The organism is Streptomyces sp. QH1-20 (assembly GCF_041283565.1).
GTDB classification, from domain to species: Bacteria; Actinomycetota; Actinomycetes; order Streptomycetales; family Streptomycetaceae; genus Streptomyces; species Streptomyces syringius.
On the sequence record NZ_CP166299.1, the window covers coordinates 5,919,280 to 5,931,686 of the forward strand.

Sequence of the window (12,407 nt, forward strand, 5' to 3'; positions counted from 1 at the left end):
GCGACCAAGGAGAGTTCGGTGGAGAACGACGACGAAGGCGATGCCGGAACGGTTCGCCTGAAGGGTGACCCCACGCCGTGCGAGCCGCCCGCACCCCAGGAGGACCGGGGCGCCGCGCGCGATCCCTCGGGCGTCTACCGGGAGGTCCAGCGCAGTGCCGCCTTCCGTGACGTGCGCGGCCGCTACCGAGCGTTCGCCTTCCCCGTGACCGTCGCCTTCCTCGGCTGGTACCTCGGTTATCTGGTGCTGGCGACCACCGCCCCGGCCCTGATGGCCCGGCCCGTGGCCGGCGCGCTCAATGTCGCGATGCTCCTCGGGCTCGGCCAGTTCGCCACGACCTTCCTGCTCACCTGGGCCTACGCCCGGCACGCCCGGCTGCGCCGCGACCCGGCGGCCCTGGAGCTGCGCTGGGCGGTGGCGCTGGAGACCCGGCAGCGCCCGGCGCGGGCGGACGGCCCGGTCCCGCCGGCGCGGGGGGAAACGCGTTGACCGGCACGCATCAGGGCCTGGCGCTGGGCCTGTTCAGCGTCATCGTCGTGGTCACCCTCGCCATCAGCGCCTGGGCCGGGCGGGTGCGGCGGGGCTCACCCGAGGAGTTCTACGCGGGCGGCCGGATGTTCTCGCCCATGGAGAACGGTTTCGCCATCGCCGGTGACTACATGTCCGCCGCCTCCTTCCTCGGCATCTCCGGCCTCATCGCCCTCTACGGCTACGACGGCATGCTCTACTCCGTCGGCTTCCTCGTCGCCTGGCTCGTCGTGCTGTTCCTCGTCGCCGAACTCGTCCGCAACTGCGGCCGGTTCACCCTCGCCGACGTCCTGGCCGCCCGGATGGGCGAACCGCGGGTCAGGACGGCAGCGGGCATCTCCTCCGTCACCGTCTCGGTCGTCTACCTGGTCGCCCAGATGGTCGGGGCCGGCAGCCTGATGGCGCTGCTGCTGGGCGGCCCGGGCGGCCGGGCCCGCACCTGGACGGTCATCGGCGTCGGTGCCCTGATGGTCCTCTACGTCACCCTCGGCGGCATGCGGGCCACCACCTGGATCCAGATCGTCAAGGCCGTCCTGCTGATGGGCGGCACGATCGCGCTGACCACGCTCGTACTGATCCGCTTCCACGGCGACATCTCGGCCCTGCTCACCACGGCCGCCGACCGCAGCGGTCACGGCCGGGACTTCCTCGCGCCGGGTTTGAAATACGGCGGCGACTGGACGGCCCGACTGGACTTCATCAGCCTCGGTCTCGCGCTGGTCCTCGGCACCGCCGGGCTCCCGCACATCCTCTCGCGCTTCTCCACCGTACCGACCGCCCGCGCCGCCCGCCGGTCGGTCGTCTGGTCGATCGGCCTCATCGGCGGCTTCTATCTGATGACGATCGTCCTCGGCTTCGGAGCCGCGGCCGTCCTCGGCACCGACGCCGTGCGCGCCGCCGGCCCGTCCGGGAACACGGCCGTACCGCTGCTCGCCCTCGACCTCGGCGGCGGTGCGGGCTCCACCGGCGGAACGATTTTCTTCGCCGTCGTCGCGGCCGTCGCCTTCGCCACCATCCTCGCGGTCGTCGCTGGGGTCACCCTCGCCTCCTCCGCGTCCGTCGCCCACGACCTCTACGCCACGCTGAGCCGTCGGACGGGCCGCGGGGCACTCGGCGAGGTCGCGGTCGCACGCCTCGCGGCGGTCGCCACCGGCGCGGTGGCCATCGGCCTCGCGCTGCTCGCCCAGAACCTCAACGTCGCGTTCCTGGTGGGTCTCGCCTTTGCCGTCGCCGCCTCCGCAAACCTTCCGGTGCTGCTCTATTCGCTCTTCTGGCGGCGGTTCACCACGCGCGGCGCCGTCTGGTCCGTCTACGGGGGCCTCGTCCCCGCCCTGGCACTCGTCGTCCTCTCCCCGGTCGTCTCCGGCGGCCCGGGGGCGGTCTTCCCCGGCCTCGACTTCGCCCTGTTCCCGCTGGAGAACCCGGGCCTGGTCTCCGTGCCGCTCGGCTTCCTGGCCGGCTGGCTCGGCACCCTCACCTCACCCGAACCCGCCGACGAGGCCGGCCACGCCGAGGCCGAGGTGCGCTCACTGACGGGCGCCGGGGCGGCCTGAGCGGGCGCCCGCCCGGTGCCGGGTCAGCGGGCCGCCCACGCGTAACGGTGCTCCGGGCGGCCCGTCTCGCCGTACCGGAGGGTGAGACTGAGCCTGCCCGACTCCTCCAGCCGCTTGAGGTACCGCTGCGCCGTGGAGCGGCTGAGCCCCGAGCGCTCCGCGACCTCGTGTGCCGACAGGGGACACGCCGCGGCCGAGAGCACCTGGCGGATCAGCTCGGCGGTCGGCGCGGAGTGGCCCTTGGGCAGGGGAGCGGCGGTCGCGGCGGTGCGCAGCGTGCCGAAGATCCGGTCCACCTGGTCCTGCCCCGCCTCCTCGGCGTCGTCGAGGGTCCGGCGCAGCTGTGCGTAGGCCTCCAGCTTCACCCGCAGCGCCGGGAAGGCGAACGGCTTGACCAGGTACTGCAGGGCGCCGTAGCGCATCGCCGTCTGCACGGTCGCGATGTCACGGGCGGCGGTCACCATGATCACGTCGGTGAGGTGGCCGTGCTGCCGCATCCGGCGGACCAGGGAGAGCCCCGTCTCGTCCGGCAGATAGTGGTCCAGCAGCACCAGATCGATACCTCCGCGCTCCAGCATGGCCAGGGCCTGTGCCGCGTGATGGGCCTTGGCCACGACATGGAAGCCGGGAACGCGCGCGACATACGCGGCGTTGATCTCGGCGATACGGAAGTCGTCGTCCACGACCAGGACTTCGATCACTGGTTCACCCCTTCGCTCTTCGTCTGTGATGGGTCCCCGTCACCGCGGTCACCGGGCTCACCGCCGCGCTCCTTCGAGTTCCAGCAAGGCCTCCGGCAGCTCCACCGTGAACACCGCCCCGCCACCGTCCCGTTCGCCCACCCGGGCCGAGCCGCCGTACCGCTCGGCCAGCCGCCGTACGAGCGAGAGGCCGAGGCCGCGGCGGCGGTGCGCGGGCGGCTCCTTGGTGGACCAGCCGTCGGTGAACACCAGCTCCGCGGCCCCTTCGGGGACGCCCGGGCCGTTGTCCGAGACCCGCAGGACGACCGTGGAGCCCTCCGCCCGCAGCTCCACCTCCACGAAGGGCTCGGCGGCCGGCCGGCCGCCGGCCGCGCCGTCGCGTACGGTCCCGGCGGCGTCCAGGGCGTTGTCCACGAGATTGCCGAGCACGGTGACCAGGTCCCGCGAGTCCACCACGCGCGGGGGCAGATGAGTGGCCTCGCTCAGCCGCAGCGCCACCCCCCGTTCCGCCGCGACCGCGCTCTTGCCCACCAGCAGGGCGCTGACCATCGGCTCGCGCACCCGCTCGGTGACCTGTTCGGCCGTGGCCCGGTGCGCGCCGCTGACCTCCGCGACGAACGCCACGGCCTCCTCGTGCAGGCCCAGTTCCAGCAGTCCGACGATGGTGTGCAGCTGGTTGGCGTGCTCGTGGTCCTGGGCGCGCAGCGCCTCGGTCAGCCCCCGGATGCCGTCCAGCTCCCGGCCGAGGAGCTCCAGCTCGGTGCGGTCGCGCAGCGTCGCCACCGCTCCGCCGTCGGCCGTCTCCATCCGGTTGGCGACCAGGACCCGGCCGCCCCAGACGGTGAGCAGGTCGGCCCCCGCGACCCGGCCGGCCAGCACATCGGTGGTCCGGCCGGGCGGCAGGACGTCGTCGAGCGGGCGTCCGGTGGCCTCCGGGCCGAGTCCGAGCAGCCGCTGCGCCTCGTCGTTGACCAGCCGCACCCGCCCGCGCCGGTCGAGGGCGAGCACCCCCTCGCGGATGCCGTGCAGCATGGCCTCACGCTCGTCGAGCAGGGCGGATATCTCGGAGAGCTCGATGCCGTGCGTGCGCTTGCGCAGCCGCCAGGAGACGGCGCCCGCGGCCAGTGCGCCCACGCCGAGCGCGGCGCCCGCGTACATCAGCACCCCGGGCACGGCGTCCAGCAGCAGCGCGCGCACGCTGCCGTAGGCGATGCCCACGGAGACGGCGCCGACGATGTCACCCCGCTGGTCGCGCAGCGGCACCTTGCCGCGCGCGGAGCGGCCGAGGGTGCCGCGCTCGATGCCCGTCCACTCGCGCCCGGTCAGGGCCGGGCCCGGGTCGGTGCTGACGTGCCGGCCGATCTCGGAGGGGGTGGTGTGGGAGTAGCGGATGCCCCGGTTGTCGACCACCACGACATAGCTCGCGCCGGTGGCCCGCCGGACGCGCTCGGCCCCGGCCTGCACCGGGCCGCCGGGGGCCGGCCGATGGGACAGCAGATCGCGGGCGAGACCGGGCTGGGCGGCGGTGGTCTGCGCGATGGCCAGCGCCCGGTGCTCGGCCTGGTCGTCCAGCTGGGAGCCGAGCGGCGCGAGGAAGAGGCCCGCGGCGAGCGTGGTGACGCCGGTGGTGAGCAGCAGTTGGACGAGGAGGACCTGGGCGAAGACGCGGCGGGGCCACCGGGGGCGCATGTGTGTTGTCCCTTTCGTGTCGTCGCCCCGTAGCGGAGCAGGGCTGCGGCTTCAGCGGTCTGCACCGGTGGGCCGCGTCGAACGTAGCGGGACCCCGCCCCCCGGCCCAGCCCCCGTGTCGCATTCGTTGTGGTAGCGCGAGCAAAACGAGCAGAACAGGGTTTCTGCACTCAAGTCCCGGATTGCTCATAAGCCTGCCCCTGTGTCACAGGCCACACCTACCCTCCAGCCCGTGCCGGCCCCGCCCGTGACCGCGGGAGGGAGGAGCCGACGCCGGAGGCGGACGGATGGACAGCGGCAGCCCGGGCGATGCCCCGGCGGCCACGACCGTCACTCCTGACCAAAAGGAACCGATGATGCGTACGTTCGGCAAGCTCACCCAAGTCTCCGCGACGCTCGTCGCGGGGGCGCTGTGTCTCGCTCTGGCCGGCTGTGCCGACGAATCGTCGTCGGACGGGGCGGGCGGGCGCAGGGAGGCGGTCAAGGGCGACACCGTGAAGATCATGGTCGGCGGCCTGGACAAGGTCGTCTACCTGCCGGCGGTGCTCACCCAGCGCCTGGGCTACTTCCAGGACGAGGGAGTGACCGTCAAGCTCCTGAGCGAACCCGCGGGCGTGCAGGCCACCACCGCACTCGTCTCCGGCGACGTCCAGGGCGTGGTCGGCTTCTACGACCACACCCTCGACCTCCAGGCGAAGGGCAAGCGGGTGCAGTCCGTCGTCCAACTGGCCCGGACGCCGGGGGAGGTGGAGATCGTCTCGACGAAGGCCGCGGCCCACGTCACCTCGCCCAGGGACTTCAAGGGCCGCAAGCTCGGGGTCACCGGGCTCGGCTCCTCCACCGACTTCCTCACGAAGTACCTGGCGGTCAAGAACGGGGTGAAGGTCAGCGAGATCACCCCCGTGGCCGTCGGCGCGGGCCGGACCTTCGTCTCGGCGCTCCAGCGGGGCTCGATCGACGGCGGCATGACCACCGAACCGACCGTCGCACAGGTCCTCGCCCAGGGCCTCGGCAAGGTCCTCGTCGACATGCGCACCCCCGAGGGGTCCCGGGCCGCGCTCGGCGGGCTCTACCCCGCGTCGAGCCTCTACATGAACACCAGTTGGGTGCAGAGCCACAAGGAGACCGTCCAGAAGCTCGCCAACGCCATGGTCAGGACCCTCAAGTGGATGGCGGCGCACACCCCCCAGGAGATCGCCGACAAGATGCCCGCCGACTACGCCAAGGGCGGCAAGGAACTCTACGTCCGCGCGATCGAGAGCACGCTGCCGATGTTCACCGAGGACGGCGTGATGCCCGCCGACGGGCCGAGGACCGTCCACACGGTGCTCAAGTCCTTCGACCCCGGCCTGAAGAACGCCTCGGTGGACCTGGAGCAGACCTACACCACCGAGTTCGTCAGGAAGGCCGGCTGACGGACAGGGTCAACGGCGAGCCCGCCCGGGCCGCGGGGGACGGCGCGGCGTCGCACGAGGACAGCCGGTCGATCGACAGCACGTCCATCCGGGCCGGGCTGCCGAGCGCCCTGCCGCAGCTCTCCGGCCGCGGCGGCTCGGCGGCGCCCTGCGCGACGGTGACCCGCCAGGCGCGGCCGTCGGTGTGGCCGACGGTCACGAACCACAGCGGCGCGGCGCCTTCGGTCCGCACCACGTCCAGCGCGTCCGCGTCCTCCTCGCCGGTCAGCTCCCGCACTGCCAGGTCGGCGGCCTGGGCGGGGCGCTCCCAGGCCGAGCGGCCCCGGCAGTCCTCGATGGCGATGCGGCCGTCCCGGGCCGCCGCGAGGGCGTTCTTCACGCCGTGCGCGGTCGCCCGCCCGTAGGCGTACCCGTAGGGCAGGACGAAGAGGGTCGGCGCGAACCGGTGCCCGCCGATGTGGGTGACCTCCCAGACCTCCAGCCCGCCGGACGCGGTCAGCTCGGCGGCGAGGGGGCGGCCGAGCAGGGCGCAGCAGCGGTCACGCTTGCCGTTGGTGCACACCAGTGCGAGGGGGTCCCCGGCGTAGGGCTCCCAGAGCCCGCCGTGCTCACCCGCCCCGAGGGCGGCGAAGTCCAGCTCCGTCAGCCGCGCGGGGTCGGTGATACCGGTCGTGCGGATCCAGGAACGGCCCGGCGCGGTGTGGGCGACGAAGACCCGCTGCGTGGTCGGTTCGTGGCAGTCGGCGTGCCGCCCGGGGCGGCGGATCAGCGCGATCCGCACGCCGGTGCCCTCGGCGGCGGCGTCGAGCGCCCGGCCGACGACGGGGTCGAGGTGGCTGGAGGTGAGGGCGTCCGTACCCCACGGGCCGGGCTGCTCGAGCAGCAGCCACGTCGGCGCGGTGGCGGCGGTGCCGGCCAGCGGCTCGGTCAGGAGGCGGGATGCGGTAGCGCACGTGCTCACGAAGGTAAGCCTAACCTGACCCGGGGTGGGGTTGCGCGACGGCCCGCCCGTGTTGACGCATACGACCACCGGGACGCCCGGCGCGCACGGGCCGGAACGGGCCCTGGCGGGCCGGGGGACCGGCTGCCGGCCCGGACCGTCCGGCACGCTCATATCCTGGGGCGGGTGAACGGTGCCCGGACCGCGTACGGAGCAGTCGCCCGGCGCGGAAGCCGGACACCGCCGCTCCCTACGCGTGATGGAGGCGCCACCCCCTTGAACAGCACGGCCAGTACGGACAGCACGGCGAACGACCCGGCCCACGAGGAGAACACGGCGGACGCCGCCGGTATGGATCACCCGATCGGGTCCCCCACGGCCGGTGGCACCGCCCGGCCCGCGGGTCCGCAGATCCCGGTCGTCGTCCTCGCGGGCTTCCTGGGCTCCGGGAAGACCACCCTGCTCAACCATCTGCTGCGACACAGCGGCGGCACCCGGATCGGTGCGATCGTCAACGACTTCGGCTCCATCGAGATCGACGCCATGGCGATCGCCGGGCAGGTCGACTCGACCGTCTCGCTCGGCAACGGTTGCCTGTGCTGCGCCGTCGACGCGAGCGAGCTGGACGTCTTCCTGGAGAAGCTCACCCGGCCCTCGGCCCGGCTGGACGTCATCGTCATCGAGGCGAGCGGGCTGGCCGAGCCGCAGGAACTGGTCCGGATGGTCCTCGCCAGCGAGAACCCGCACATCGTCTACGGCGGGCTGGTCGAGGTCGTCGACGCGGCGGAGTTCGACGCCACCAGGGACCGGCATCCCGAGATCGACCGGCACCTCGCCCTCGCCGACCTCGTCGTGCTGAACAAGGCCGACCGGGTGGCCGAGGCGGAGCTGGGCCGGGTGCGGGAGACGCTCGGCGGACTGTGCGAGGGCACGGCCGTCATCCCCGCCTCGCACGGCCGGGTCGACCCCGAGCTGTTCTTCGACCGTAAGCCCAAGGCCGAGACGATCGGCCAGCTCTCCTTCGAGGACCTGTACGACGCCGAGAACGGGACCGGGGACGACACCGGCGGCGAGGACCACCCGCACGACTGCCACGACGGGCACGACTGCCACGGCCGTCACCACCGCACGGCGCATCTGCACGCCGCCTACGACAGCGCCTCCTTCACCGCCGAGGAGCCCATGAACCCGCGCCGGCTCATGGCGTTCCTCGACAACCGCCCCGACGGGCTCTACCGGATCAAGGGCTACGTCCACTTCGGGGCGGCCGACCCGCGCAACCGGTACGCCGTGCACGCCGTCGGCCGCTTCCTGCGCTTCTACCCGGCGCCCTGGGCGCGCGGCGCGCAGCGCCTCACCCAGCTGGTGCTGATCGGCTCGGGCATCGACGCCGAGGCGCTCCGGCGCGAGCTGGAGACCTGCCGGGAGACCGGTCCGCAGGACGCCGCCACCGCCGACGAGCACGGCATGTGGGGCGTCCTGCGGTACGCGCAGGGCTGACCGGCCGCTACACCGGCCCCGCCACGACGGCCACCGGCTTCGCCAGCGCCACGCCGGAGCCGTCGCGGCGCGGGTCGAGGTCCGGCAGCTCGGCGGGGGTTCCCGCCGCGTTCGCGGCGCGGGCCGGCGACGCGCCCGCCCAGGCCAGCACCAGGCAGTCCTCGCCCTTGAGGAACCGCTGGCAGCGCACGCCGCCCGTGGCCCGCCCCTTTCGGGGGTACTGGTCGAACGGCGTCATCTTCGCCGTCGTCTCCGAGGCGCCGAGCAGCGTGCCGCGCGCGCCCGCCACGGTGAACACCACGGCGTCGCCCGCTGGGTCGATGGCCGTGAAAGAGATCACCTTCGCCCCGTCGGAGAGCTTGATCCCCGCCATGCCGCCCGCGGGCCGGCCCTGCGGCCGGACCTGCCCGGCCGGATAGCGCAGCAACTGGGCGTCGTCCGTGATGAAGACCAGGTCCTCCTCGCCCGTACGCAGCTCCACGGCGCCGACGACCCGGTCACCGTCCTTGAGGCCGATGACCTCCAGCTCGTCCTTGTTGGCCGGATAGTCCGGGACCACGCGCTTGACGACGCCCTGCTCCGTGCCGATCGCGAGCCCCGGTGAGGACTCGTCCAAGGTGGTGAGGCAGACGATCCGCTCGCCGTCCTCCAGCGACAGGAACTCCGAGACCGGCGCGCCGCCCGACAGATTCGGCGCCGACGCCGTCTCCGGGAGCTGCGGCAGATCGATCACCGGCAGCCGCAGCAGCCGCCCGGCCGAGGTGACCGCCCCCACGTCCGCCCGCGCGGTCGCCGGGACCGCCGAGACGATCACATCGTGCTTGACGCGCTTGACCTCGCCGTGGTCGCTCTCGTGCGCGAACGGCTCGGCGCTGGCCGTACGGGCCAGCAGCCCGGTCGAGGACAGCAGCACCCGGCACGGGTCGTCCGCGACCTCCAGCGGCACCGCGGAGACCGGCGAGCCCGCCGACTGCAGCAGCACCGTGCGACGGTCGGTGCCGAACTTCTTCGCCACGTCCGCCAGTTCGCCCGAGACGAGCTTGCGCAGCTCGGCGTCGGACTCCAGGATCCGGGTCAGCTCCTCGATCTCGGTGGTGAGCCGGTCCCGCTCCGACTCCAGCTCGACGCGGTCGAACTTCGTCAGACGGCGCAGCGGGGTGTCGAGGATGTACTGCGTCTGCACCTCGGAGAGCGAGAAGCGTGCGACGAGTGACTCCTTGGCCTGCGCCGCGTTCTCACTCGATCGAATGATTCGGATGACCTCGTCGATGTCGATGAGGGCCACCAGCAGGCCCTCGACCAGGTGCAACCGGTCCTGCCGCTTGCCGCGACGGAACTCGCTGCGACGGCGCACGACCTCGAAGCGGTGGTCGACATAGACCTCCAGCAGCTCCTTGAGGCCCAGCGTCAACGGCTGGCCGTCCACCAGCGCGACGTTGTTGATGCCGAAGGACTCCTCCATCGGCGTCAGCTTGTAGAGCTGCTCGAGCACGGCCTCCGGGTTGAAGCCGTTCTTCACCTCGATGACCAGGCGCAGACCGTGGGAGCGGTCGGTGAGGTCCTTGACGTCGGCGATGCCCTGGAGCTTCTTCGAGCCGACCAGGTCCTTGATCTTGGCGATCACCTTTTCCGGACCCACCGTGAAGGGGAGTTCGGTCACGACGATGCCCTTGCGGCGGGCCGTCACGTTCTCCACGGCGACGGTCGCACGGATCTTGAAGGTGCCGCGGCCGGTCTCGTAGGCGTCCCGGATGCCGCTCAGCCCGACGATCCGGCCGCCCGTGGGCAGGTCCGGACCCGGGACGAACCGCATCAGGGTGTCGAGGTCGGCGCCCGGGTGCTTGATCAGGTGCCGGGCGGCGGCGACGACCTCGCCCAGATTGTGCGGCGGCATGTTCGTCGCCATGCCGACCGCGATGCCGGTCGCGCCGTTGACCAGCAGGTTCGGATAGGCGGCCGGGAGGGCCACCGGCTCCTGCTCGCTGCCGTCGTAATTCGGCGTGAAGTCGACGGTGTCCTCGTCGATGGACTCCGTCATCAGCGACGTCGTCGCCGCCATGCGGGCTTCGGTGTACCGCATCGCGGCGGGCGGGTCGTCGTTGCCCAGCGAACCGAAGTTGCCGTGCCCGTCGACCAGCGGCACGCGCATGGAGAACGGCTGCGCCATGCGGACCAGGGCGTCGTAGATGGACGCGTCGCCGTGCGGGTGGAGCTTGCCCATCACCTCGCCGACGACGCGGGCGCACTTCACATACGAACGCTCGGGGCGCAGCCCCATGTCGTTCATCTGGAAGAGGATGCGGCGCTGGACGGGCTTGAGCCCGTCGCGGGCATCGGGCAGAGCGCGCGAGTAGATGACCGAGTAGGCGTACTCGAGGAAGGAGCCCTGCATCTCGTCGACGACGTCGATGTCGAGGATGCGCTCCTCGAAGTCGTCCGGCGGCGGGGTCTTCGTGCTGCGGCGGGCCATCGCGGCTGCGGCTCCTTCGATCGATTGCCGAGGTGGGGGGTCTGACGCCGACCATTGTGGACCGCGCCACTGACAACGCCGACCGCGACCCGTCCGTAAGAGCGCACCGTGACGGGAACTTCGCCAGATGTCAGCGCGCTTGCATACAGTGACAGAACTGTTCATCACGCTAGTCGCCGCGGCGGACGCCGCGAGGCGGCGCGAGATTTTTCCAGCGATCGAAGGGACGTACATGCCCATGGGTCACACGGCCACGCAACAGGCCGGTACCGGCGGCCTGACAGCGACCGAGCACCGCCTGGCCAACGGCCTGCGGGTGGTGCTCTCCGAGGACCATCTGACCCCGGTCGCCGCGGTCTGCCTCTGGTACGACGTCGGCTCGCGCCACGAAGTCAAGGGCCGTACCGGCCTCGCCCACCTCTTCGAGCACCTCATGTTCCAGGGCTCGGCGCAGGTCAAGGGCAACGGCCACTTCGAGCTGGTGCAGGGCGCGGGCGGTTCGCTCAACGGCACCACCAGCTTCGAGCGCACCAATTATTTCGAGACCATGCCGGCCCACCAGGTGGAGCTGGCGCTGTGGCTCGAGGCCGACCGGATGGGCTCGCTGCTGACCGCCCTCGACGAGGAGTCGATGGAGAACCAGCGCGACGTCGTCAAGAACGAGCGCCGCCAGCGCTACGACAACGTGCCCTACGGCACCGCGTTCGAGAAGCTGACGGCCATGGCCTACCCCGACGGCCACCCGTACCACCACACCCCGATCGGCTCGATGGCCGACCTGGACGCCGCCTCCCTGGAGGACGCGCGCGCCTTCTTCCGCACGTACTACGCGCCGGGCAACGCCGTCCTGTCGGTCGTCGGCGACATCGACACCGAGCAGACGCTCGCCTGGATCGAGAAGTACTTCGGCTCCATCCCCGCCCACGACGGCAAGCAGCCGCCGCGCGACGGCAGCCTTCCCGACGTCATCGGCGAGCAGCTGCGCGAGGTCGTGCGCGAGGAGGTCCCCTCCCGCGCCCTGATGGCCGCCTACCGTCTGCCGCACGACGGCACCCGTGAGGCCGACGCCGCCGACCTCGCCCTCACCGTCCTCGGTGGCGGCGAGTCCTCCCGGCTCCACAACCGCCTGGTCCGCCACGACCGCACCGCCGTCGCCGCCGGCTTCGGCCTGCTGCGGCTCGCCGGCGCCCCCTCGCTCGGCTGGCTGGACGTCAAGACGTCCGGCGGCGTCGAGGTCCCCGACATCGAGACCGCCGTCGACGAGGAGCTGGCCCGCTTCGCCGCCGAGGGGCCGACCCCGGAGGAGATGGAGCGCGCCCAGGCCCAGCTGGAGCGCGAGTGGCTGGACCGGCTCGCCACCGTCAGCGGCCGCGCGGACGAACTGTGCCGCTACGCGGTCCTGTTCGGCGACCCGCAGCTCGCTCTCAGTGCGGTCGACCGGGTCCTGGACATCACCGCCGAGGAGGTGCGGGAGGTCGCCGCGGCCCGGCTGCGTCCCGACAACCGCGCCGTGCTGGTGTACGAGCCGACCGCCCCCGAGGCCGACGAGAACGCAGGAAACGCAACGGAAAGCGAGACGGCCCAGTGAGCGACGCCGCACCCGCGAGCAGC

9 protein-coding genes are annotated in these 12,407 nt (G+C 72.4%); 5 read left to right on the forward strand and 4 right to left on the reverse strand.

Features of this window, described 5'->3' with window-relative positions:
• Positions 1-18 precede the first annotated feature (18 nt).
• Entirely contained in the window at positions 19-489 is a 471-nt protein-coding gene (locus AB8O64_RS26865; protein WP_370421795.1) for a DUF485 domain-containing protein, read from the forward strand.
• Entirely contained in the window at positions 486-2,081 is a 1,596-nt protein-coding gene (locus AB8O64_RS26870; RefSeq protein ID WP_370421797.1) for a cation acetate symporter, read from the forward strand. The genes AB8O64_RS26865 and AB8O64_RS26870 overlap by 4 nt, the downstream gene beginning before the upstream one ends.
• 23 nt (positions 2,082-2,104) lie before the next feature.
• Here AB8O64_RS26870 and AB8O64_RS26875 read toward each other — a convergent pair whose 3' ends face one another.
• A complete protein-coding gene (locus AB8O64_RS26875; protein WP_356453351.1) occupies positions 2,105-2,782 on the reverse strand; it encodes a response regulator in 678 nt (225 codons plus the stop codon).
• Positions 2,783-2,839: 57 nt separating this feature from the next.
• The gene (locus AB8O64_RS26880; RefSeq protein WP_370421799.1) at positions 2,840-4,471 is read right to left on the reverse strand and encodes an ATP-binding protein; all 1,632 of its coding nucleotides are present in this window, start codon (positions 4,469-4,471) and stop codon (positions 2,840-2,842) included.
• A gap of 356 nt (positions 4,472-4,827) precedes the next feature.
• Here AB8O64_RS26880 and AB8O64_RS26885 point away from each other — a divergent pair, with 356 nt between their 5' ends.
• Complete coding sequence (locus AB8O64_RS26885; RefSeq protein WP_370423975.1) at positions 4,828-5,886, forward strand: ABC transporter substrate-binding protein; 1,059 nt, start codon at positions 4,828-4,830, stop codon at positions 5,884-5,886.
• Here the strand turns inward: AB8O64_RS26885 and AB8O64_RS26890 are convergent.
• On the reverse strand, positions 5,870-6,847 hold the full coding sequence (locus AB8O64_RS26890) for a sucrase ferredoxin (protein ID WP_370421800.1): 978 nt from the start codon (positions 6,845-6,847) through the stop codon (positions 5,870-5,872). The two genes, AB8O64_RS26885 and AB8O64_RS26890, sit on opposite strands and share 17 nt — an antisense overlap.
• Positions 6,848-7,177: 330 nt before the next feature.
• On the opposite strand from AB8O64_RS26890, the gene AB8O64_RS26895 reads away from it, so the two are divergent.
• Positions 7,178-8,326, forward strand: a complete 1,149-nt coding sequence (locus AB8O64_RS26895) for a GTP-binding protein (RefSeq protein ID WP_370423976.1) — start codon at positions 7,178-7,180, stop codon at positions 8,324-8,326.
• Between the two features lie 7 nt (positions 8,327-8,333).
• Here AB8O64_RS26895 and AB8O64_RS26900 read toward each other — a convergent pair whose 3' ends face one another.
• The gene (locus tag AB8O64_RS26900) at positions 8,334-10,796 is read right to left on the reverse strand and encodes a DNA topoisomerase IV subunit A (protein ID WP_356453347.1); all 2,463 of its coding nucleotides are present in this window, start codon (positions 10,794-10,796) and stop codon (positions 8,334-8,336) included.
• A 232-nt stretch (positions 10,797-11,028) separates the two neighbouring features.
• Between AB8O64_RS26900 and AB8O64_RS26905 the strand changes: the two genes are divergently transcribed.
• Positions 11,029-12,384 (forward strand): pitrilysin family protein, encoded by a 1,356-nt coding sequence (locus tag AB8O64_RS26905; RefSeq protein ID WP_130881797.1) that lies wholly within the window; start codon positions 11,029-11,031, stop codon positions 12,382-12,384.
• Positions 12,385-12,407 lie beyond the last annotated feature (23 nt).